This is a genomic window from Kitasatospora sp. NPDC001175, from assembly GCF_053598215.1.
The window spans coordinates 130235-153071 of the sequence record NZ_JBSFJU010000010.1; the positions used below are offsets into that span (position 1 = coordinate 130235).

The 22837-nt window shown below is 70.7% G+C and carries 18 protein-coding genes, 2 pseudogenes and 1 riboswitch; of the genes and pseudogenes, 10 read left to right on the forward strand and 10 right to left on the reverse strand.

Translation table 11 applies throughout. The features are described 5' to 3' along the window. On the reverse strand, positions 1 to 637 hold a 637-nt coding region (locus ACWDAK_RS10555; RefSeq protein WP_427393971.1), incomplete at its 3' end, for a response regulator. Beyond that, complete coding sequence (locus ACWDAK_RS10560; RefSeq protein WP_344636030.1) at positions 634 to 1806, reverse strand: sensor histidine kinase; 1173 nt, start codon at positions 1804 to 1806, stop codon at positions 634 to 636. The genes ACWDAK_RS10560 and ACWDAK_RS10555, both read right to left, overlap by 4 nt. Before the next feature lie 247 nt (positions 1807 to 2053). On the opposite strand from ACWDAK_RS10560, the gene ACWDAK_RS10565 reads away from it, so the two are divergent. Both ACWDAK_RS10565 and ACWDAK_RS10570 read left to right on the forward strand, forming a co-directional pair. Continuing rightward, positions 2054 to 2605, forward strand: coding sequence for a GlcG/HbpS family heme-binding protein (locus tag ACWDAK_RS10565; protein ID WP_427393972.1), 552 nt, complete (start codon positions 2054 to 2056; stop codon positions 2603 to 2605). A gap of 925 nt (positions 2606 to 3530) precedes the next feature. Then, positions 3531 to 4103 (forward strand): annotated as a pseudogene (locus tag ACWDAK_RS10570) (enoyl-CoA hydratase-related protein); the annotation flags it as partial. 296 nt (positions 4104 to 4399) lie between these two features. Here the strand turns inward: ACWDAK_RS10570 and ACWDAK_RS10575 are convergent. Next, the gene (locus ACWDAK_RS10575) at positions 4400 to 5317 is read right to left on the reverse strand and encodes a cobalamin-binding protein (protein ID WP_344636028.1); all 918 of its coding nucleotides are present in this window, start codon (positions 5315 to 5317) and stop codon (positions 4400 to 4402) included. A gap of 186 nt (positions 5318 to 5503) precedes the next feature. Next, a riboswitch (cobalamin riboswitch) is annotated at positions 5504 to 5699 on the forward strand. Between the two features lie 175 nt (positions 5700 to 5874). Between ACWDAK_RS10575 and metE the strand changes: the two genes are divergently transcribed. The 5 genes from metE (at position 5875) to ACWDAK_RS10600 (ending at position 11452) form a co-directional block, all read left to right on the forward strand. Then, positions 5875 to 8187 (forward strand): 5-methyltetrahydropteroyltriglutamate--homocysteine S-methyltransferase, encoded by a 2313-nt coding sequence (metE, locus tag ACWDAK_RS10580; RefSeq protein ID WP_427393973.1) that lies wholly within the window; start codon positions 5875 to 5877, stop codon positions 8185 to 8187. 351 nt (positions 8188 to 8538) lie between these two features. After that, a complete protein-coding gene (locus ACWDAK_RS10585; RefSeq protein ID WP_427393974.1) occupies positions 8539 to 8667 on the forward strand; it encodes a hypothetical protein in 129 nt (42 codons plus the stop codon). Between the two features lie 242 nt (positions 8668 to 8909). Continuing rightward, positions 8910 to 9197, forward strand: coding sequence for a hypothetical protein (locus ACWDAK_RS10590; protein ID WP_427393975.1), 288 nt, complete (start codon positions 8910 to 8912; stop codon positions 9195 to 9197). Next, a complete protein-coding gene (locus ACWDAK_RS10595) occupies positions 9190 to 10242 on the forward strand; it encodes a polyprenyl synthetase family protein (protein WP_344636025.1) in 1053 nt (350 codons plus the stop codon). Before ACWDAK_RS10590 ends, ACWDAK_RS10595 begins: the two co-directional genes overlap by 8 nt. A 40-nt stretch (positions 10243 to 10282) precedes the next feature. Next, a complete protein-coding gene (locus tag ACWDAK_RS10600; RefSeq protein WP_427393976.1) occupies positions 10283 to 11452 on the forward strand; it encodes an oxygenase MpaB family protein in 1170 nt (389 codons plus the stop codon). Positions 11453 to 12164: 712 nt separating this feature from the next. Here the strand turns inward: ACWDAK_RS10600 and ACWDAK_RS10605 are convergent. The 3 genes and pseudogenes from ACWDAK_RS10605 to ACWDAK_RS10615 form a co-directional block, all read right to left on the reverse strand. After that, entirely contained in the window at positions 12165 to 13007 is an 843-nt protein-coding gene (locus ACWDAK_RS10605; RefSeq protein WP_344636023.1) for a hypothetical protein, read from the reverse strand. A 271-nt stretch (positions 13008 to 13278) separates the two neighbouring features. Beyond that, positions 13279 to 13796, reverse strand: a pseudogene (locus ACWDAK_RS10610) (integrase core domain-containing protein); the annotation flags it as partial. 101 nt (positions 13797 to 13897) lie between these two features. Continuing rightward, positions 13898 to 14479 (reverse strand): TetR/AcrR family transcriptional regulator, encoded by a 582-nt coding sequence (locus ACWDAK_RS10615; protein WP_344636022.1) that lies wholly within the window; start codon positions 14477 to 14479, stop codon positions 13898 to 13900. 979 nt (positions 14480 to 15458) lie between these two features. Between ACWDAK_RS10615 and ACWDAK_RS10620 the strand changes: the two genes are divergently transcribed. Both ACWDAK_RS10620 and ACWDAK_RS10625 read left to right on the forward strand, forming a co-directional pair. Next, positions 15459 to 15908, forward strand: a complete 450-nt coding sequence (locus tag ACWDAK_RS10620) for an MFS transporter (protein WP_344636021.1) — start codon at positions 15459 to 15461, stop codon at positions 15906 to 15908. A gap of 98 nt (positions 15909 to 16006) precedes the next feature. Next, positions 16007 to 16768 carry an SDR family NAD(P)-dependent oxidoreductase gene (locus ACWDAK_RS10625; protein WP_344636020.1) on the forward strand — a complete coding sequence of 254 codons (762 nt, stop codon included), beginning with the start codon at positions 16007 to 16009 and terminating at the stop codon, positions 16766 to 16768. 157 nt (positions 16769 to 16925) lie between these two features. On the opposite strand, the gene ACWDAK_RS10630 is transcribed toward ACWDAK_RS10625, so the two are convergent. Next, entirely contained in the window at positions 16926 to 17888 is a 963-nt protein-coding gene (locus tag ACWDAK_RS10630) for an alpha/beta fold hydrolase (protein WP_427393977.1), read from the reverse strand. Between the two features lie 117 nt (positions 17889 to 18005). Here ACWDAK_RS10630 and ACWDAK_RS10635 point away from each other — a divergent pair, with 117 nt between their 5' ends. Continuing rightward, complete coding sequence (locus ACWDAK_RS10635) at positions 18006 to 18614, forward strand: TetR/AcrR family transcriptional regulator (protein ID WP_344636018.1); 609 nt, start codon at positions 18006 to 18008, stop codon at positions 18612 to 18614. Positions 18615 to 18884: 270 nt separating this feature from the next. Here ACWDAK_RS10635 and ACWDAK_RS10640 read toward each other — a convergent pair whose 3' ends face one another. The 3 genes from ACWDAK_RS10640 to ACWDAK_RS10650 form a co-directional block, all read right to left on the reverse strand. Further along, positions 18885 to 20156 carry a nucleotide sugar dehydrogenase gene (locus ACWDAK_RS10640; protein ID WP_344636017.1) on the reverse strand — a complete coding sequence of 424 codons (1272 nt, stop codon included), beginning with the start codon at positions 20154 to 20156 and terminating at the stop codon, positions 18885 to 18887. A 784-nt stretch (positions 20157 to 20940) separates the two neighbouring features. Continuing rightward, positions 20941 to 21891 (reverse strand): JmjC domain-containing protein, encoded by a 951-nt coding sequence (locus ACWDAK_RS10645; RefSeq protein WP_344636016.1) that lies wholly within the window; start codon positions 21889 to 21891, stop codon positions 20941 to 20943. A 28-nt stretch (positions 21892 to 21919) separates the two neighbouring features. Next, positions 21920 to 22837, reverse strand: coding sequence for an aldo/keto reductase (locus tag ACWDAK_RS10650; RefSeq protein ID WP_344636015.1), 918 nt, complete (start codon positions 22835 to 22837; stop codon positions 21920 to 21922).

Consider the following 22837-nt stretch of genomic DNA (forward strand, 5'->3'; position numbering starts at 1 on the left):
GCAGCAGGCGGCGTTCCTTGGCGACGGCGACCGCGCCGGCGCGGGTGTCGACGCCGAGCTTGGCGTAGATCCGACCGAGGTGGGTCTTGACGGTGGCCTCGCTGATGAACAGTGCGCGGGCGATCTCGCGGTTGCCGAGACCCTGGGCGAGCTGGGTGAGGATGTCCTGTTCGCGGTCGGTGAGTTGGGGTGAGGGGGTGCGCATCTGGGCCATCATCCGGGAGGCCACCGGTGGGGAGAGGGCCGGGCGGCCGAGCGCGGCGGCGTGGATGGCGGCGAACAGCTCCTCGGGCCGTTCGGCCTTGAGCAGGTAGCCGGTGGCGCCGGCGGCGATGGCGCGGGTGATGTCGGCGTCGGTGTCGTAGGTGGTGAGCACCAGGACGTGGCCGGAGCCGGGCCGGGCGGTGATGCGGCGGGTGGCCTCGATGCCGTTGATGCCCTCGCCGAGCTGGAGGTCCATCAGTACGACGTCGGGCCGCAGTCGGGCGGTCAACGCGACGGCCTCTTCCCCGCTGCCGGCTTCGCCGACCACCTCGATGCCCGGGGCGCTGGCGAGCAGTGCCAGCAGCCCGGCCCGGACCACGGCGTGGTCGTCGCAGACGAGGAGGCGTACCGGGACGGTCGCTGTGTCGGTCACTTGGCCTCCAGGGGGATCGCGGCGGAGACGACGGTGCCCTGGCCGGGCGTGCTCTCGACGGTGAGGGCGCCGCCCAGCTGGCGCAGCCGGGCCTTCATGGCGGGCAGGCCGTGGCCGCGCCCTCCGGTCGGCCGGTGGGTGTCCGGGTGGAAGCCGCGGCCGTCGTCGGCGACGTCCAGGACGGCCTGGTCGTCGAGGTAGGTCAGGGTGATCGCGGCCGCCGAGGCGTGGGCGTGCTCGCGGACGTTGGCCAGCGCGCCCTGGGCGATGCGCAGCAGCCCGGACTGGGCGGCGAGGGGCATCGGTACCGGCGTGCCATCCAGGTGGAAGTGGACGGGCAGGCCGCTCTCGGCGCTCTCCCGGGCGGCCAGGGCGCGCAGGGCGGCATCCAGCGTGCCCTGGTCGGCGAGGTCGGCCGGGGCCAGGTCGTGGACGAAGCGGCGGGCCTCGGCGAGGTTGCGGCCGGCGATCGCGGTGGCGGCCTGGACATGGGTGCGGGCGGTGACGGGGTCGTGGTCCCAGGTGCGTTCGGCGGCCTGGAGCAGCATCTGCTGGCTGGACAGGCCCTGTGCGAGGGTGTCGTGGATCTCCGCGGAGAGCCGCTCACGCTCGGCGAGCGCGCCCTCGCGTCGTTCGGTGGCGGCCAGTTCGCGGCGGGTGGCGAGTAGGTCGTCGATCAGCGTCCGCTGGCGGGCGCTCTGCCGCTCCATGTGCAGAAAGACGGCGGTGGCCAGTGCGGCGACGGCCGGCGGGACAAGGGGGAGGGTCGGGTCGAAGCCGTCGGCGAGTTCCAGCTCGGCGAGCACCACCAGCGCAGTCAGCGCCGTGACCAGCGGAATCGCGGCGCGCGGGGGCAGCGCCCGCAGGACGGTGTAGATGAGCGGTACGGCGCACCAGGCGAAGCTGGGCGCGATCAGGACGAGCAGCGCCCACACCGTGAGGACGGCGGCCAGCCGGGTGGGCCGGCGGTCGGCTGCGACCAGCAGGTGGCCCGCGGCGAGGGCGAGGCTGAGCCCGATCACCCAGGGCGTCAGCGGGCTGTGGAGGTGGTGGACCAGGAAGCGGGTGAGCGAGGCGGCGAGCAGCACGAGGAACGCCACCCGCATGACGACGGCCAGCCACCTCGAGTCGGGGTTCGCCGCCTCGGCTGCGGCCTGGTGCACTGGCATCTCCTGATCCGTACGTTCTGACTGCTGGGCGGGCCGCCGACCTCGGGCGCGCCGGTCACCGCCTGTTGGCATGGTGGCCCGCGCGGCGCCCGGGCACATCAACCGATCGGCTGACCCCGTTGTCATCCATGATGCCTGCGGGTTCGGGCCGGAACGCCGATCCGGACGGCGCACCGGCGGCCGGAGGATCGAGGCACAGCGGGAGCCGCACGGCTTCCCGAGCCGATCCGACAGGAGCAGCAGAACCATGAAGAAGACGGGCACGCTCGGCCGAGTTCTCACCGGTGCCATCGCGGCGGTCGCCGTGGGCGCGGGCACCTTCGGTGCGGTGGCCGCCAGCGCGGAGGAGGCCAAGCCCTCGGCCGCCGGGAGCGCCGAGACCGCCAAGGGCAACCTGACCGAGTCGACCCACCTGTCGATCGCCGCCGCGACCAAGGCCGCGCAGGCCGCGCTGGACGCGGCCCAGCGGGGCGGCCAGCACGTCTCGGTGGCCGTGGTCGACCGTGACGGCAATACGCTGGTGACGCTGCGTGGCGACGGAGCCGGCCCGCAGTCCTACCAGTCGGCCGAGCGCAAGGCCTTCACCGCGGTCTCTTGGAACGCGCCGACCTCCGAGTTGGTCAAGCGCCTCGCCCAGGCGCCGGGCCTCAAGGACATCCCCGGCACCCTCTTCCTGGCCGGCGGCGCACCGGTCCAGGTCAAGGGCGCGCCCGTCGCGGCGGTAGGTGTGGCCGGCGCGCCCAGTGGCGACCTGGACGAGCAGTTCGCCCAGGCCGGCGTGGCGGCCCTCGGAAAGTAGTCCGGGAGCGGGGAGCCGGTCTGGTCCCGGGCCGGCTCCAGCGCCGTTCGCCGGGACCGCCTCCGTCCGAGGCGGCGTGCGACGACGGGCACGCCCGCTGAGGCGAGGCCGAGACCACGGCCCGGGGTCACACGCATCCGAGGTTCGCCCGCCGCAGCCCGGGCCGGAGCACGCCGAGGAGGAACTGCCCGGCCCGTACGGCAGGGCGCTCCGCCGCCAGGTCGATCGAGTGCCTGCCTGGTGGCTGCTACCCGAGACCGGTCCGGCCGTGGTGCCCGGCTACCGATTCGGTCAAGGAGTATGGAAATCACGGGAGTTGAGCAAGAGGGTAATGCCAGCAGGTGCGTGAGGACCGCACGCACGGAGCGGTCACTTGGAGAAGTGCGTGCGGGCCGCGGCGGGCCGCAGGATGTCACCGACCTTCAGGCCGTGCCGACGGGCGGTGCCGCGCTTGAGCCGCTGCGGACGGTCCTCGTCCACGAGGACGCCGGGCGTGACGTCCGCGAGCGGGATGTAGAACTGAGGGTTCTACGCCGACCGATCCGGTGAGGAGAGCGTACCGGGGCAGCTGAGACGAGTGAAGGGGGCTAGGGTGGCGCGCTGTGCGGCTGGGCGAGTACCCGAGTGACCGCGGCGAGCGCGCGGAAGCCTGTACCGACATGGTTCTGACCTGCGAAAACGGGGTGCGGCTGCGACAATCGGGCGAGTGGCTTCGGCGGCCCGATACTGAGGTGGCCCACCTTGTCGTGCGGCTAGTGTCGGCGCGATCCAGAAGGGCTTCGATTCTCGGGTATGCGCGCGTAGATCAGGGTGTGGTCCACTGATGCTGACTTTTGCTGACCTGACCTGATGGAATTGTCAGGTATGGCTCGCGCGTAGGGCAGCTGCAACCCGGGCTGCTCGGGAGCGGGCCGGGGACGCGACAGACGCCTACCTGGGCGACTGGTTCGCCGCCTGGGACCGCTTCGGCGCGCTGCGCAAGCCGGTCGTCGCGGCCGTCGCGGCCGTCGCGGCCGTCGCGGCCGTCGCGGGCTACGCGCTCGGCGGCGGCTGCGAGCTGGCGATGCTGTGCGACGTCCTACTGGCGGCGGACACCGCGAAGTTCGGCCAGCCGGAGATCAAGCTCGGTGTGATCCCGGGCATCGGAGGTTCGCAGCGCCTGACCCGGGCGATCGGCAAGGCGAAGGCCATGGAGCTCTGCCTGACCGGCCGCATGATGGGCGCCGAGGAGGTCGAGCGGGCCGGCCTGGTCTCCCGGAGCGTCCCGGCCGACCAGCTGCTGGCCGAGGCACTGGCCACCGCCGAGACGATCGCTGCGATGTCCACCCCGGTGGCGATCACGATGAAAGAGAGCGTCAACCGCGCCTTCGAGACCAGCCTCGCCGAGGGCGTCCGCTTCGAACGCCGGCTCTTCCACGCCACCTTCGCCACCGCAGACCAGAAGGAGGGCATGGCGGCCTTCGCCGAGAAGCGCCCGCCGTCGTTCACCCACCGCTGACCCGCCGCCAGGGCGAGCCGCCCGATGCGGGGACGGCTCGCCGGCACGTCCGAATCCGCGCCGGCACCGCGCGCCGGCCACGAGAGCAGGAGGACAGTCCTCCGGACCCGGGGCACGACCAGCCCGACGAATCAGTCCAGCCTTGCCGCGCACCCCGCTCCCTCGGGGAGGTCCTGACTACCGCCAGGCACTGTAGGGCTGAGCGGGCCGATCGGCTCGGTGGCGTCCTCCCCGCCCCGGGCGGGGTTTCGCCCACCCGGGTCGGGCGGGGGTGGGAGCGCCCCGCGGAGCCGTCGCTAACGGGCCGGGCGGCGGGCCTCGTCGACGGTCACCGTGTCGCCCGTCCGGACGCCGTGCAGGATCTGGGCCAGGACTTCGACGCCGCGGACGACGCGGGGACCGGGACGGTTGAAGTAGGACGGGCCGTCGAGGATCCAGACCCGGTCGTCCCGGACGGCCGGCAGCTCGTCCCAGCCCGGCAGTCCGGTGAGCAGATGGAATTCCCGCTCGGTCCGGGCCGGCGGGAATCCGCAGGGCAGGACCAGCAGGACATCGGGCCGGGCGGAGCGCACCGCGTCCCAGGTGATGGGCTTGGTGTGCTCGCCCGCCTCGGCCAGCAGCGGGGTCCCGCCCGCGATCTCGACCTGCTCGGGCACCCAGTGGCCGGCGGGCCAGAGCGGGTCGAGCCATTCCACCGCGACGACCCGTGGTCGGGGCAGGCCATGCACGGCCGCCGCTACCCGGTCCAGCCGCGCGTGCAGTGCGGCGGCGACGCGGGCGGCGGTGGCCGCGACACCGAGTTCGGCGCCGACGTGTTCCAGGCAGGCGATGACCTCGGGGAGCGTTCGGGGTTCCAGGCTCAGCACGCGCGGGCCGCCGTCCAGGATCCGCACGGCCTCGGTCACTCCGGTGTAGGACACGGCGCACACCTCGCAGAGGTCCTGAGTGAGGACGACGTCGGGCGCGAGGGCGGCCAATTTTTCCACGTCGAGCGTGTAGAGCGACGAGCCCCGGTGGGCCGCGCCGCCGACGGCCTCCGAGATCTCCCGGCTGGTGAGCCGGTCGGCGTCGAACTCGGCAGCCGTCACCACCGGGATCCCCGCGACGGTGGCGGCCGGCCGGTCGCACTCGTGAGTCCGGCCGACCAGGGCCCCACCCAGACCGAGCTCGGCGGCGATGTCGGTCGCAGCAGGCAACAGGGAGACGATCCGCATGCGCCTAGCCTAGAGAGCCCGGGTCCAGGCCGTGGGGAGCACTGCGGCAGGGGTCGGTCGACGAGTACGGCGAGGTCCCGGACGGAGCACGGGCGGATGAGGGAGGATCCGACGCCGTCTCAATATGTGGGCGATTGAGTGATTCTCCAGCCGGATGCTGGCGGATTGGCTCTAGGCTGGCCGGTGCAGCTGGTTCGCCCTGTCCGCCAGGCAGGGTGTCGTAAGAGGGAACCCGGTGGGAATCCGGGACTGCCCCGCAGCGGTGAGTGGGAACGACCGCCGTCATACGCACTGGGCCCGGGTCGGGTTTGGGAAGCGACGGCCAGTAGGTGTCCGCCCTTCACGGGTGGGTGTGTCCGCGAGTCCGAAGACCTGCCCGCTGCCCGCCCGCGGACGATCCGCGTGTGGACATCCGGTGACCTCGAGGGCGGGTCGGCGACCATACCAGGCGGATCAGGCACGCGCGTCCACGGCGGCCGCCGCCCGGTTCGTCATCCCTTCGCGTTCTCGTGCCGTCGCCGGGCCCTTGAGGAGACAGACTCGCGAAGGAGAGTCCCTTGACCACGAAGTCCGCAGCCGCGGCAATCGCGACCGTGTACGGCTACCCCCGCCAGGGCCGGGGCCGGGAGCTCAAGAAGGCGATCGAGGGCTACTGGAAGGGCGCGGTCACCGCCGACGCTCTACTGGCCACCGCCGCCGACCTGCGCCGGGGGAACTGGCAGCAGCTCGCCGACTCCGGCATCGAGGAGGTCCCCACCGGGGACTTCTCGCTCTACGACCATGTTCTGGACACCACGGTAGCCGTCGGCGCGATCCCGGCCCGCCACCGCGCCGCCGTCGACGCCGACCCGCTTGACGGTTACTTCGCGATGGCACGCGGCACCCAGGAGGTGGCGCCGCTGGAGATGACCAAGTGGTTCGACACCAACTACCACTACCTGGTGCCCGAACTCGGCCCCGACACCGCCTTCACCGCGAACCCGGCCAAGGCCGCCGGCGAACTGGCCGAGGCCCTGGCGCTCGGCCACGAGGCCCGCCCGGTGCTGGTCGGCCCGGTCACCTACCTGCTGCTGGCCAAGCCCGCGCCCGGTGTCGCCGCCGACTTCGAGCCGCTCACCCTGCTGGACCGGCTGCTGCCCGTCTACGCCGAGCTGCTGGCCGACCTGCGCGCCGCCGGCGCCGCCTGGGTGCAGCTGGACGAGCCCGCGCTCGTCCAGGACCGCACCCCCGCCGAGCTCAACGCCGCCGCCCGCGCCTACCGCGACCTCGGCGCCCTCACCGACCGGCCCAAGCTCCTGGTCGCGAGCTACTTCGACCGCCTCGGCGAGGCCTTGCCGGTGCTGGCCAAGGCCCCCGTCGAGGGCTTGGCGCTGGACTTCACGGGATCTGCCGCCGCCAACCTCGACGATCTCGCCGCCGCCGGCGGCCTGCCCGGCAAGCGGCTGGTCGCCGGGGTGGTCGACGGCCGCAACATCTGGATCAACGACCTGGAGAAGTCGCTCGCCACCCTGGCGACCCTCCTCGGCCTCGCGGACACGGTCGACGTGGCGCCGTCCAGCTCGCTGCTGCACGTGCCCATCGACGCCACCATCGAGCGCGACATCGACCCGCAGATCGTCCGCTGGCTCGCGTTCGCCAAGCAGAAGTCGGCTGAGGTGGCGCTGCTGGCCCGGGGCCTGCGCGAGGGCGCGGGGGCGATCGCCGCCGAACTCGCCGCCAACCGCGCCGACCTGGCCTCCCGTGCCACCTCGCCGATCACCCGCGACCCGGCGGTCCGCGCCCGCACCGCTGCCGTCTCCGAGGCCGACGCGCGCCGCGCCCAGGCATACCCACAGCGGGCCGAGGCTCAGCGAGCCAGGCTCGGGCTGCCGCTGCTGCCGACCACCACCATCGGATCCTTCCCTCAGACCTCCGAACTGCGCGTGGCCCGGGCAGATCTGACTGCGGGGCGGATCGACGCCGCTGCGTACCGGGAGCGGATGGAGGCGGAGGTCCGCGAGGTCATCGCCTTCCAGGAGAAGGCCGGGCTGGACGTCCTGGTGCACGGCGAGCCCGAGCGCAACGACATGGTGCAGTACTTCGCGGAGCAGCTCACCGGCTACCTGGCCACCCGGCACGGCTGGGTGCAGTCCTACGGCACCCGGTACGTGCGCCCGCCGGTCCTGGTCGGGGATATCTCCCGCCCGCACTCTATGACGGTCGACTGGTTCGGCTACGCGCAGGGCCTGACGGGTCGTCCGGTCAAAGGCATGCTCACCGGCCCGGTCACCATGCTCGCCTGGTCCTTCGTCCGCGACGACCAGCCGCTCGCCGACACCGCCCGCCAGGTCGCCCTCGCCCTGCGCGACGAGGTCACCGACCTGGAGGCCGCCGGCGCGGCCGTCGTTCAGGTCGACGAACCGGCGCTGCGCGAGACCCTGCCGCTTCGCACCGCCGACCGCCCGGCCTACCTCGCCTGGGCCACCGAGGCGTTCCGCCTCGCCACCTCCGGGGTCCGCGCCGACACCCAGATCCACACCCACATGTGCTACGCCGAGTTCGGCGCGATCATGACGGCCATCGACGAGCTCGACGCCGACGTGATCTCGCTGGAGGCCACCCGCTCGCACATGCAGGTGGCCGGGGAACTCGCCGAGGCCGGGTACCCGCGCGAGGTCGGCCCCGGCGTGTGGAACATCCACTCCCCGCGGATCCCGAGCACGGAGGAGGTCGTCGAGCTGCTGCGCGCCGGGCTCGCGGTGATCCCGGCTGAGCGACTGTGGGTCAACCCCGATTGCGGGCTGAAGACCCGCGGCTGGACCGAGACACGGGCGTCGCTGGAGAGCCTGGTCGGCGCCGCCCGCCGCTTGCGGGAGGAACTCGCTGGCTGACACGCCTTCGTGAGATCAAAGGGGGGGCGCAGACCACCTGCGTTCGCCCCGGTGGCTCGCTGACGCGCTGGCCCGGCTGGCCGTGGCCGAGGACGGCAGAGGAGGAGGTGCCCTGACCGCTCCGGGGCGGGACGGGCGTCCGCCACGAGGCGCGGGCCGCGCCGGTCCGGCACGGCCCGCACCTTCGCTCAGCCGGACTGGGACATGCCAGCCAGATCGAGGCGCTGGAGGCGGCGGGCTGCACGAGGATCTTCCGAGAGAAGATCAGCACCCGCGTCAAGCACCGTCCTGAGATGGCGGCAGCCCTCAAAGCTCGCCACCGAGTTCAAGGAGGCCGCGCCCGACCAGGTCGTGATCCTCACCGTCCACGAAACGAAGCGCCTGGCGCGCAACGCCGCCGAGCTGATGCAGCTCTCCGCCGACCTGGAGGAGCCTGAGCCAGGCCTGTTCACACTGCCCCGCCAGAGCACCCGCACATAGCCGCCGTCCACGACGCCTGAAAGGGAATCGGACGAAGAACCACACGGCACCTTCTGAGGCCGAGGTCCTATCACAAGGCGAGATCACGCTGATGGGATTTGTGGGAGAGATAGCTGGTTCGTGTGACTTTGAGGTGAGCCTTTCCGTGTCGGGGAAGGTTCACGGGTGGCTGCGGGGGCCGTGCACCGTCGTCCGGCGGGAAGCCGTCGCAGCCGCGCCTATGGGGAGGGGTGGGGAAAGTCGTGTCAGCACAGGGGAGTGCGGGAGCGGGCGCCGATCGGGGGAAGGAGGCGGTCCAACTGCTGGCCGGTGTCATCGATGTGGGACTGGAACAGGCCGAGGGCTTGCTGCGCCGGATGCGCGGCGTGCTCGGCCGCTCCGACCTGCGCGAGGTGGCGGCGGACGGGCAGGAGGAGTTGCGGGCGCGGGGCGAGTTGCTGATGGGCCGTCTCGCCCCCGCCACCGAGTCCCACCTGGAGGGCGTGGCGCGCCGCGCGGCAGCCTCCCGCCGGACATCCTCCGATGCCTGAGGCGTGGCAGGGGCCGGCGCTGAAGTCGCGCGTCGAGGACGCCCTGCACGCCTTCGTGCACCAGGAGACAGCGCTGCTGGTCGCCGTCGATGCCCAACTTGAGCCGGTGGCTGAGCAGTTGTGCGCGGCTGTGGCGGAGGGTAAGCGGTTGCGTGCCGCGTTCGCCTACTGGGGCTGGCGGGCTTCGGGTCAGCCGGACAGCGAGGCGATGGTGCGGGCCGCGGCGGCGATGGAGTTGGTGCACGCGGCGGCTGTGGTCCACGACGACCTGATCGATGACAGCCCGATCCGCCGCGGTGCGCCCACCGCGCACCGAGCGTTGCGCCATGCCGTCGCCGACGGGCCGGGGTGCGAGGCCCAGGGCAGGTCGCTGGCGCTGTTGGTGGGCGATCTGCTGATGTCCTGGGCCGGGCAGGTGTTCGCCGGCTGTGGGCTGCCCGCCGCCTACCTCGCGCGAGCTCGTCCCCTGTGGGCCACACTCGCCCGCGAGCTGATCGCCGGCGAGTGCATGGAGATCCTCCGTGCCCGGCTGACGCCGAGCGCGGAGAGCTCGCTGGAGATCATTCGTTACAAGACCGCGAAGTACACCGTCGAGCACCCCCTGCACCTGGGTGGCTACCTTGCCGGCGCCCCGCCCGCACTGCTCGACAGCTTCACCGCCTACGGTGTGCCGCTGGGCGAGGCGTTCCAACTCCGCGACGACCTGCTCGGTGTCTTCGGCGACCCGCAGCGCACCGGGAAGTCCAACCGGGACGACCTCACCGGTGCCAAACCCACCGCGCTGCTCGCCCATGCCCTCACCGGTGCGACGCCCGCCGACCGCGCGCACCTGCAAGCCGGGCTCGGCCGAGGCGACCTCGGTGCGGCGGAGCTGGACCAGCTGCGGGACATCATCGAGCGCTCCGGTGCCCGGGCCCGCGTCGAGGAGATGATCGCCCAACGAGCGACGGCCGCCCGCACCGCCCTTGAGCGGGCCGCACTCCCGCCGCAGGCCGCCGCGGCCCTCTCCGAGCTGATCGCCGCGGCCTGCGCCCGCACGTCCTGACATCGCCGACGCCGAACAGACCCGAACCAGGGGGCACCCCATGACCGTGACACCCGAGGCGATGAACGCCCTGCGCCTGGCGGGCGACCCGCCGGCCGACGACGTGGTGGACTCGCTGTTCGAGCGCGGTGACATCGGAAAGTTCAACACCCTGATGCGCTGGTTCGCCCAGAGCGGCCAGCCGCTGCCCGACGACGTTCCCGAGGTGGCTCGCGACTACCTGCAAGCCACCGCCACCCCGCCCGACTGGGTCGACTGGGACCAGATCGAGAAGGCCCGGCTGTTCTTCATCCGCAACAACGTCCACATCTCCACCGCGCTGTCCTTCGCCTCGATGCCCGCCTGCTATGTCGTCCCGCACGTCGCCCGCCTGCTCAGTGCCACCCACTCGCTCGACTATCCCTCCAAGCGAATGGCCGAGACCGGCCAGTTCACCCTCTACCTGATGCGGCCCGACGCCTTCGAAGCCGGCGGCAGGTTCCTCCCCGCCGCGCAGAAGGTCCGCCTGCTGCACGCCTCCATCCGCCACCACCTACGCCGCGAGAACCGCTGGGACGAAGCCACCCTCGGCATGCCGATCTGCCAGGAGGACATGATCGGCGGTCAGATGATGTTCTCCATCCAGGTGCTGGACGCCCTGCACCGGATGGGCATCCACATCTCCAACGAGGGCGCCGAAGCCTACTTCTACGCCTGGCGCGTGGTTGGCGCGATCCTCGGTGTCGACACCCAGGCCGCGCCCGCCGACCTGGCCGAGGCACGCGACTTCTCCGACCTCTACATGGCCCGCCACATGGGCCCCTCCGACGACGGCATCACGCTCACCCGCCAACTCATCGACCTCTACGAGCAGGTCGTCCCCGGCACCCTGCTCGACCCGGTTGTCCCCGCCCTGATCCGCTACCTCATCGGCGACACCTGCGCCGACTGGCTCCAAGTCCCGCGCTCCACCTGGGACAAGGCCATCACCCTCGCCCCCACCCTGCTCGGCATCCTAGAGCGCATCGAGGACTCCTCGCCGCTCGGCGCCTGGGCACTGGACCGCCTCGGCGACCTCACTACCCGTTTCGAACTCAGCTCCCTCACCCGCGGCCGCGTCATGCAGTACGCCATCCCCGAACACCTCCACGACGAACACGGCGTGACCTCCACCAAACACCGCACCGACCCGTGGAGCCCGCCCCCGCTCTCCAACAGACTCCCCGCATGACCGGCGAACCCTGCCGTTCCGAAACTCGTCGCCGCAGGTCAGGCCGCGTATCGGTACTCGTTGGAGTCTGGCCAACTCTCCATCTCGACCCGTAGTGGCGGACGGACAAGCCTCTTCCCTCTGCCTGAGCCCGATCACTCGATCGTGAGTTCTCTCGCGCTCACGCTCGGCATGACGCGGTGCTCGCAATGAAGGCGTGAAGCCGGCGCAGTTGAAGTGCGGTAGGTAGGGAGAAGTGCCGACGCGGAAGCTGGACGGCAGCGGGGCCTTGATCGTCAGGCGGTGCGGGGCCGCTCCAGCACCAGATGGCACTGTCCTACCCCGGATCGGCATGGCGGGCGGCCCGGCGTGACGACTACGACGCTGGGCGGCGCTTCCGGACACCCCGCACCGTACCGCAGCTGCCGTGACGGCGCCGACTTTGCGCGCAACAGCGGGAAGGTGGCTGGTCAGCCAGGCAGAGCGACACGCGCTGACCAGCACAGCGGGAAGTGATCTCGATGTGCCCGGGAACGACCAACCCTGCGGTGCCGCATAGGGCCCCACCCAGAGGTAGGTGGTTTCACCGTCACGATCCCTGAGCACATCGTCGCAGCAACCCGACGCCGCGCGCTGCTCGCCGAGCCACGCCGACACCCGGGCGCGCTGAGCGCACTCGACGACGCCCACGTCGTCGCGATGGCCCTGGACGCCATGGCGATAGACGCCGCAGTCACGGCCGCCAGTCGTGTGTGGTGGGTCGGGACTGGTGGAAGAGGGTGTGGTAGTAGCCGTCGGCCTCGCGGCCGGTCGGGTCGTAGCCGGTGGCGGTGACGCGCGCGATGGCGCGCTGTTGCTCGTCGTCGTCAGTGAAGCGGCGCTGTGGATACGTCTCGGGGGAGGTGCGTGTCACCATTCCCCGGGCGGCCAGGGTGTTGGCGATCGGCCGGTAGTCGACCATCCGTAGTGCGAAGGCGGCCACCCACACTGGGGTGCGGGTGTGGCTCACGACGGTGTCGAAGGTGCGGGGGCCGATGTAGCCGACGCCGCCGGTGATGGTGATGAGACCGGTGGCGGCCACGGCCCGGGCCAGCCTCGCGCTGGCGGGGCCGGTCTCCAGGTTCTCGGCGAACGCGCCGTCCAGCAGGCCGACCGCGCTCGCGTAGGCCACCGCCCGGGGCGCGGCGTCGAGGCCGATGAACGGCACCGCCTGCTCCCGGCGGTGCGCGGCGTAGAACTCCTTGTCCGCCTCGATGAGTTCCGGCGTGGACAGCCCGGCCATCTCCGGGCCGGTGTAACGGGCGTACAGGTCTTCCAAGGTGAGGTCGTGGTTGACCAGTGCCGCGGTGATGCCGTAGGAGCAGCACAGGTCCACCATCGTGACCGGCTCTCCCGGCGGGTTCAGGCGGGCCCGCTCGGCGAGGAGCCCGCGGAAGACCGGCTGGGCGTGGTGCGGGGTCTGGTAACGCAGGGGCCGCAGCCGGGTGAAGTAGGCGCGCGGGTCAGGCTGGTCGTAGATGTCCTCGAAGGTGCTCTTCCCCCAGCCGTGCTGTCCGCCTCCGGCGTCCGACTGCATGCTCTGCCCTCCCAGCCGAGAACGTGCACTTCGCGTACCAGCATGACCGGGCACCGCCGGGGAAGCCAGCACGCCTCACCGGTGGCCGGGACGTCGCGTAGGTCCCCCAGTACGGCCCACGGCGCCTGGAAGGGCCGTAGGCTGCTGATTCTTCCGGAGCCGACGAAGCGTGAGCTGGTCGCCGCGTTGGCCTCGGTGCCGAGCGACCCGTGGTGGGAGGTCCGGCAGCAGCAAGCTCACCCCCGGCTGCTCACGCTCGGTGTTGACGAGACAGGACCTGGTCCAGGGCCTCACGCCGGATGCTGCCGATCACTCGCTCGCAGTGGGTGTTCATCCGGGGAGCCTGGGGTGCGCTCTTGAGGATCTCCATCTCCTCGGCCTCGAAGACGGCGTCGAAGGACTGCCCGTACTTGCCGTCGCGGTCGCGCAGCAGGAACCGCAGGACTCCGTGCGCCTGCCGAGGTTGGCGGTCACGTTCCGGGCCTGCTGCACCGCCCGTTCCCGGGTGGGGTGGGTGGTGACGCCGGCGATGTGCAGGCGCCGGGTGCCGTGCTCGGGGAACGCCAGCGCGTACATACGCCTGCCGAGCGCAGTGTCGAGATGGAAGAAGTCGACGGCGATGATGCCCTCGGCCTGGGCCGTGAGGAACTCGCGCCAGGTCGGGCCGGTGCGGCGCGGAGCTGGGTCGATGCCCGCCGCGTGGAGGATCGCCCAGACCGTGGATGCGGCGATCGGGTGCCAGAGGCGGGCGAGTTCGCCCTGGATCCGCTTGTGGCCCCACCCAACTCCGCGAGGCGTACGCGAGGCAGCGCTGACCGCTCTTACCACAGGCCGTCCAGCATGAGGCGATGACCAGCCTGAGGAGCTACCTCCTTCGTCGAAGCCTTCCCTCAGGCGAGGGCGGCCAGGGCCTGGGAGGCGGCGGCCTGGAGGCGGGCGGGGTCGGGGGCGGCGCGGGCGATGACGCGGATGCCCTGGAGCATCACCAGCAGGAAGCGCGCCAGCACCTGCGGATCTCGTTCCTCGGGAAGCTCGCCCTGGGCGATCGCCCGCATCAGGGCCGAGGTCAGCGTGGTCTCCAGGACGCCCCAGCTCAGTTCGACCTGGTGGGCCACCTTGGGGTCACGCGGGCTGAGTTCGACGGCGGCGTTGACCACCAGGCAGCCGAGGTGGGCCGGGTCGTTCAGAGCCTCGTCGACCCAGCTCTGCACCAGGCTCCGCACGGCGGGGAGGACCGGGCCCGGCTGGGACAGCGCCCGGACGAACCCGGTCTCCCTGATTTCCAGGTAGCGCTTCAGGGCCGCGAGGTACAGGTCGTGCTTGCTGCCGAACGTTCCATACAGGCTGGCGCGGGCGATGCCGAGGCGCTCCACGAGGTCAGCCATCGAGGTGGCCTCGTACCCTCGCTCCCAGAACAGGTCCATGGCCTGCCCCAGCACGGTGTCCGGATCGAAATCCTTGGTCCTCGCCATGCCACGACCGTAGCAGCATTCAAGACCATTCGGTCTACTGGCCTGTCACCTCGTCCGGCGCGGGCGTCCGGTCCTCCGGCGGGGACGACCGGGCCCGGCAGTCGTACGGAGTGGTCGTGCCGGGAAAAGCCCCCGGGATCCCAGACTGCCTTCACCTTCGGGCCGTACGCGCTCAGGAGCGGCATCGCCCCGGGGCTGGCGGAGCCGGTGCGGGTCAAGTGGCGGTAGGTCTTGGCGAGTTGGCCTCCGGGGAGCCATGCACGTATGTGTACGGACTTCCGGTCGCCGCGCAGGGTCGGGTCGACCAGGACGTGGTCCCGGGGGCGCGTCCATCTGGGTCAGCGCGCTGATCTCGCCGTTGGGTCGGTGGTTCAGGTTGAGGTTGACGAACGGCCTGTCAATGCGGATTCCCGGTGGGGGCGTGAGCCACCCCGGGCGGCGTAGTTGCTCGCCAGGGTGGAGAGCGACGCCTCGGTCGGCTGCTCCCAGGGTCAGGAAGCGGCGCGTTCCAGAATTCGGCAGTCAGGTCACGGGGGGCGCATAGGGGCTGGGGTTCGCCGTTCTGTGCAGTAGTCCGTCCCACGCCTGGGAGTGGTGGAGGCGGACCGGCACGGCCGGGTCCGGGCCGCCGGATGTGGTCGCCGACAGCGTCGAACTCAGCTGATTCATCAGAGAGTTCCTCCCGCATCGGGGTTGGTGGGGACGAGTCTGCTGTGTTGCGGGGGGCGGGTCATCACCTGTTCACGGGATCCTCGGCGGCGGTCGGGCGGCCAGGCTGGAGTCACCTCCGAGGGGCCGCCGAGGCCGGTTCGGAGCGGCGGTTCGGACCCAGTCTCGGACCTATCTAGACCGTACGTTCTGAAGTTGCTACGGTTCTAGTCATCAGATTCTGCGGATTCGCCGCGCTGACGGCATCTCTATCTGGAACGATCAGTCTGCTAAGGAGTGGGTATGGCAGTGGAACCCGCCCGCACTGGCCGTGCTGCTGGCCGCCAGCCTGGCGGGCCGCGCCCTGCAGCGCCTGCGCCCCGGCCTGGTGACGGCGGCAAAACTGGCGATCTCGGCCCTCGGGCTGCTGGTCCTGGCCGGGATGGAGCAGGACACCCCGTACGTCGGGCCGCTGCTGGCCGGACTGGTGATCTTCCCGGTCGGAGCCGGGTTCACCTTCTCCGGCGCCACCGTCTGGGCGGTCAACGACGCACCCGGCCACCAGTCCGGACTGGTCGGCGGGGTGATGAACACCGCCATGGAGATCGGCCCGCCGATCGACCTCGCCGTCCTGGTCCCGATCGCCAACGCACACGCAGCCTCCCTTGCCGGGTTTACCCCCGGTGCGGCGGCTGGCGGCTTCGCCTTCGCCGTCGCGGCGGCCGCCCTCGCTGCCACCGCGGTCCTCGTGCTCCTCCAGCGCGGCACGAACCACCGCTGACCCTGCCGGGCCTGGCCCGGACCGACTCGGCACCTCGGTCAACCGGCCACGGGGCAACCGACTTTCCGGACAACACCTCTGCAACCAAGGAGACCCAGATGACCGCCCGTTTCGCCGGCAAGATCGCCCTCGTCACCGGAGCCGCCGGTGTGGTCGGCCGGACCGCCGCCCTGGCCTTCGCCCGGGAGGGTGCCACCGTCCTGGTCGCCGGCCGCAACGAGGACGGCGTGGCCCAGACCGTGAAGCTGATCGAGGCCGAGGGCGGCGAGGCCAGCGGCGTCCTGGTGGACGTCTCCGACTCCGCCTCCGTCGCCGCCATGGTCGCCACCGCCGTCGAGCGCTACGGTGCCCTGCACATCGCCTTCAACAACGCGGGCGTCCTCGGCGGCGGCACCCCGGTCGGCGAGCACGACGAGGACGAGTGGAACCGGGTCCTGTCGATCAACTTGACCGGCGTCTTCCTCGCCATGAAGCACCAGATCGCGCACATGAGCGGCAACGGCGGCGGCGTGATCGTCAACACCTCCTCCAACCTGGGGGCGCACTGGCGCCTGGCGGGTATGAGTGCCTACGCCACCTCCAAGGCGGGCGTCAGCTTCTTGACTCGTACGGCGGCCCGCGAGGCCATTTCCCAGGGCGTGCGGATCAACTCGATCAGCCCCGGCCCGATCGACACCCCGATGTCCTACCTCCCGGGTGAGACCCGCGAGGAGCGCGACGCCCGCTTGGCCCCGACCGTCCCGCTCGGCCGGGTCGCCAAGCCGGAGGAGATCGCGGCGGCCGTCCTGTGGCTGGCCTCGGATGAGTCCAGCTTCGTCGTCGGCCACGACCACGTGATCGATGGCGGTGCCACCGCCTGACACCGGCCGTACCGAGGGGCGCAGCGACCGCGGCGCGAGGTCGCTCCGCCCCTCGTTTCTCCCGTGTGGGTCCGCCGAGGGCCCCACCGGCGGAACCGCCCCCGCCGTGCCCCGACTTGGCCACCAGGATCGGGCAGCGTCGCGAACCACGAGTCCTCTAGCGGTGGTCGGCGAGTCCCTTCAGGAACTCCAGGAGAGCGAGGTTCACCTCGGCAGGGCGCTCCTGCTGAACCCAGTGTCCGCATCCGGGTAGTGCGAGGCTGCCGCGCAGATCCGCTACCAGGCCGGGCAGCGCGTCGATCAGCTGTGCGGCATAGAGGGCGAACGAGTCCTCGGCTCCGTAGATGAACAGGCCGGGGACATGGATGGTCGCGTCCTGCCACGCGCCCATGAGTTCCCAGCTCGAGTCGAGTATGCGGTACCAGTTGAGCGCCCCGGTGAAGCCCGAGTGTTCGAACGCCTCGACGTAGGCCGCCAGGTCCGCCTCGGTCAGCCACGGGGGCACGATGCCCGGGTCAGGAAGAACGTCCAGCCAACCACCGCCTGCGGGGATCACCGGATCCCATGGCGCAGGGGCATCCCCGGAGCCGGAGTACAGCACACTGCGGAACGTGGCCGCGACATCGCGGGCCAACTCGGCATCCGCCGTGCCGGGTTCCTGGAAGTACTGCATGTAGTAGCGGTCACCGAACCGGGATCGCATCGCGGTCAGCAGGCTCTGCCGCGCGCGGGGCACATAGGGAACGCTCAGCCCTGCGACTCCGCTGACGCGATCGGGCCGCAGCAGCGCGGTGGACCAGGCGATCATGGAGCCCCAATCGTGCCCGACAACCGCGGCCTGCTCCTCGTGCAGCGCGTCCAGCAGGCCGATCACGTCGCCGACCAGGTGCAGCTGGGTGTACTGCCCGATGTCGCGCGGTCGGTCCGTACGGCCGTAGCCCCGAAGGTCGGGGGCGACGACGTGGTAGCCCGCATCGGCCAGGGCTTCCATTTGGTGCCGCCATGAGTACGAGAAGTTGAGGAATCCGTGCAGCAGCACGACCAGCGGTCCGCTCCCCGCCTCCGCGATGTGCATCCGAAGGCCGTTGCTGCTGACAAACCGATGTGTGACGCCTGACATGGGTCCTCCTGCTCGGTATTCCCGGCCTTGACTCCACCCCGGGCCTCTAATGACCAACTGGTCACTAGTGACAGCCTAGGGCCGGGCACGGCTAATGACCACTCGTACACTTGTGACATGGGACAGATCTCCGGCGCCGGCCGCATGACCGCCGACCCCCAGGTTCGGTCAAAGCGGGTCCGCGACCCCGAAGCACGCCAGGCCGCCATCCTCGACGCGGCACGTGCCTGTTTCGCCGAACGCGGATACGCCCGGGCCACCATCCGCGACATCGCCCGGCGTGCTGGAGTCACCCATGGCTTGGTGATGCGCCACTTCTCATCCAAGGAACAGCTGTTCATCGCCTCGATGCCGGGCCCCCGGGACCTGGGCGAGGTCATCCCCGGCGAGACCGCCACACTTCCGGAACGACTCGCGAGCGCGTTCGTCGAGCGAATGGAGAGCGCCGAGGGCAATGACCCGCTCATCGCGCTGATCCGTGGCGCGGCCTCCAACGAGGACGCGGCCAGCGCCCTCTACCAGGCCATGCGAGAACGCAGCATGAGCGTCTACCGCTCGGTTCTGGACTGCGAAGACGTCGACGCCCGCGTCGACCTGCTCAGTGCGCACCTTGTCGGCGTCGCCTTCAACCGGTACATCCTCGGCATCGGACCACTGGCCGAGATGCCGCCCGACCAACTGGTCATCCGCCTCGCCGCCAGCTTGCGGCAGATCCTTTTCGGCTGACACATCCGCCTTCGCTTGATCATGTTGCTCTGATCAGGGGCGCACGTGATCACAGGTGCCGATCTGAGCGGCGCCGGCGTTGTTGACCAGTGCGTCGAGGCAGGCGGTGATGCTCGCGAGGTCGACCACGTCCAGGCGCTTGACCTGGATGTGGTCGGCGACACGGTTCTCGGCGGCGGCCTTCAGTGGACTTGCCGGCGCTCGGCAGACCGGTCAACCACACCGTTGCCCCGCAGGAGCACGTGGGACACGTCTGGTCGTGTGGGATGGTCACAGCTGCACCGCTCGCGGGTGCCCGAGGGTCTTCCCCCGCGTGTCGAAGAGCAGATCTGCGCGATCGGCGAGCTTGATGACGTCGATGTCGCTGTGGGGCTGTAGCAGGATCGTGAGGTCGGCCGTCTCGGCGTCGGCCAGGTAGTCCGTCACCCGCTCCACCGGTGTTCCGGCCACGCCCCAGGTCGCGACCCTGGGATCGTAGTACCGGACGTCCGCCCCGCGTCGTCGCAGTCCGAGCACGAGCGCGGTGGCCGGCGTCTCGCGCTGGTCGGAGATGTCGGGCTTGTAGGTGACACCCAGCAGCAGCACCCGAGAGCCGTTCATCGCCTTGCCCCGGCCGTTGAGCAGATCGACCGACCGTTGGACGACGTGCACCGGCATCCGCTGGTTGATCTCCTGCGCCAGCTCGACGAACCGGAACGGAATGCCCAGCGACCGGACCTTGTAGGAGAGGTAATTCGGGTCGATGGGAATGCAGTGGCCGCCCACGCCGGGCCCGGGATAGAACGGGGCGAATCCGAACGGCTTTGTCGAGGCGCAGCGGATGGCGTCCCACAGGTCGACGTCGATCTCACGGCAGAACATGGCCATCTCGTTGACCAGCGCGATGTTGACGTGCCGGTAGGTGTTCTCAAGGAGTTTCGCCATCTCTGCTTCCCGCGGGCTCTTGGCCTCCACCACCTCCCCGACGAAATGCTCGTAGAGCCGGCGGGCGGACTTCGTACAGTCCGGAGTGCACCCCCCGATCACCTTGGGGGTGTTCTCAAGTCCGAAGTCGGGATTTCCCGGGTCGATGCGCTCGGGGGAGAAAGCGAGGTGGAAGTCGATCCCGACGCGCAGTCCGCCGGCCTCCAGCGCTGGCCGGACGACGTCATCGGTCGTGCCCGGGTAGGTCGTCGACTCCAGCACCACCAGCGTCCCGGCTCGCAGATGATCGGCCACCATGGCGACCGCGCTGTTCACCGCGGACAGGTCGGGAGCCCCATGCTCGGTCAACGGCGTCGGCACGCAGATCACCACCGCCTTCGCGCTGGCGATCACCGAGGCCTCGGTGGTGGCCCTGAACCCGTGGTCCAGCATCGCCGCCACGTCGGCGTCGGAAATGTCATCGACGTGGGAGCGCCCCGCGTTGAGCCCGTCCACCACCGGACGGCTCAGGTCCAAGCCTGCCACCCGCAGGCCCGCCCGAGCGGCCCCACGGGCCAGCGGTAGGCCCACATAGCCCAGGCCGACCACGACCAAATCAATACTTGTACGGGAGCTCATTGTGTGCACAACCCCCCAGAGCGACGCTTGGACAATATTCAAGAGTGGATGACTTATCCGGTTCACCTTGGCGCGGGAACTGATCACGGCGCCGACTGCCGAATTCCAGCATAAATGAATCGATCCACCGCCGGTGCGGCGACTACGGAAACTGGCTCCACTCGAAAAGAAGGGCCTCTGTACTGTCAACCCATTGGCAAGAGGCGCCTGCGAATTCCGAAAAGATGGTCGCACACAGCCCTTGGGTGACGACGGCGTAATGCTACGAAATGCAGTGACGTCCGGCGCGTCGAAATTCCGGCAGTGGAACCGGCGTACGAATGCCGGTACTTGTCGGACATTCCGGCGGATCGTGACGGCAGCGCGCAGCCCGCGAGCCGGGCGTTCCGGCTCGCGAGGCGATCGCCGCAGGTCAACAACAGCGGAATGCGGATCCAACGGTCAACTCCAGTCGCTCGAGGTGTCCCGGTAGTTGAACCAGCACAACGCGCATCGTGAAGCAGGTTCTCCCCGTCCCTGCCGCAGCGGCGCCGCCGGATCAACCAGGCACTGCTGGACGCCGAGATCGCCGAGTTCAAGGCCCGGGTCAACCACCACATCGTCTCCCCGGCGGTGACCGGGAAGTCCCGGTCGCGCCGTCCGGATGGCGTGCGCTCCGAGGTGCGCTGGAAAGGTGCCGCGCCGATCGCCGCGGTGGGCTCCGCCTCGATGGGTGGACGCCGTCCGAATTCCGAATTGAACACGCCGCCGGATCCGCAGGGGCTTCAAGGCGTTCGTGCCAGCGTCACGAAGGCGTCTCCACTGTGCGCCTGGCCAGCGCGGATCGGGCGGGTTCACCGCCGATGGCCTCCGCCCGGCGTGCCTCGGCGAGGACATCGGCGGCGGTGAGGCGGTCGACCCCGGCACGGAACCGGTCCAGCAGGTGCTCGGCGTCGTCCAGCAGCTCCTGCTCGGTGCGGGGGCGGTGGTTGAGCGGCATCCCGTCCAGCAACAGGCGCTCCAACGCCGAGTACAGCTCGGACCGGCCGACCTCCCGGATCGTGAACGACAGGTGCACGGACAGCTCGTCCTGCTCTCCGACCGCCTCGTGTGCGTATCCGCGCGGGATGTAGAGCACCTCGCCCTCGCGCACGACCTCCGCCAGCAGCGCCGGGCCCACGTTGCCGGCCCGGCCCGGCGACCAGGCGGTGTTGCGCGGTCCGTCGTAGACCTTCCAGCGCTTGCCGCCCTGGATCTGCACCAGCAGCACGTCGGCGTCGTCGCGGTGTACGGGCAGACCCTGCTCGCCGGGCGGGGTGGCGAACAGGAACGCCTCGACGCGGTGCCCGAGCTTCCGTTCGAGCAGCGTGGCGGCCTCGCGGGTGGCCATGTGCCAGTGCTCCACATTGCGCAGCAACAGGGTCACGCCGTCGTCCATCATGCGCCTGATGCCCTCGGCGTCCGCGAAGCCCTCGGCGAGCACGTTGTTGACGGTGCGAGCCTTCGTGTAGTCGCCTGCGTCGATCGGCGTGGACTTGCGCACCATTTCCACGTAGGGCACGCGCAGCAGTCCCGAATCGATCGCGTCGTCGACCTCCCGCAGGCTGATCGGGCTGGGCGACCCGATCGGGCCCGTCGAGTCGGGCGCCTGCTCCCGCTCCCGCGGCCTGAACACCGCCGGAGCGGTGCGCCAGTGTTTCGCGTAGAAGTCCGAGACGTCGCCGACCAGGCTCGGCAGTACTTCCCGACTCGTCATCGTATTCCTCCCTGTCCGGCCGGTGGGCTCAGCCCAGCCGCCCGTCGCCGTTCAGCTCGGCGAGCGCGGCGGCGTCGAGCTCGATGTTCAGGGCACCGAGCGCGATCGCGGCCTCGGCCGGGTCGCGGGGCCCGATGATGGGGAAGGCCGCCGGGTGCGCAAGCACGTAGGCGAGGGCGACGTTGATCGTCTCGACGCCGAGCCGCGCGGCCAGCCGCTGGGCGCGCTCGCGGCGGCCGCGGTTGGCCGGCGTGTCCCAGCAGCGCACCATGTTCGGGTCGAGCAGGCCGGGGTCGACGCTGGAGAAGAACCCGCGCGCCTGACTGGACCAGGGGATCAGCGCCACGTCATTCCGGGCGAACCAGGCGAGGTCGTCCTCATCGGCGGCGATGCACCCCGGGTACAGCGGCTCGGCCATCTCCGCCAGCGCGAAGTGGTTGCTCACCGCGGCGAAGCCCTGCCCGCCCGTGGAACGCGCGTACGCGGTGGCCTCCTCGACGCGGGCCCGTCGCCAGTTGGAACCGCCGTAGGCGCCGATCCGGCCGGCGCGAACCTCGGCCTCCAGCGCGTCCACCCATTCGCCGACCGGGACCTGCTCGTCGTCGCGGTGCAGCAGGTACACGTCCACACACTGGACGCCCAGGCGCTCCAAGGAGATCGAGAGCTCTTCGGTGATCGTCTCGGGCGCGCACTTCGGCGGGTGCGCCCCCTTGGCGATGATCACCGGCGGCTCGTCCGGCGTGTTGCGGGCCAGCCACGTGCCGAGGACCTCCTCGCACACGCCGCCGCCGTAGGCGAAGGCCGTGTCCAGGAGATTGCCGCCCTGCCCGAAGAAGTGCTCCAGCAGGGGTGCGGCCTTCTCGTACGTCCGCATGCCGGACGTGCCGAGCGTGATGCGCGAGACCTCGCGGTCCACGCCGGCGATCTTCCCGTACTCCATCGTCAT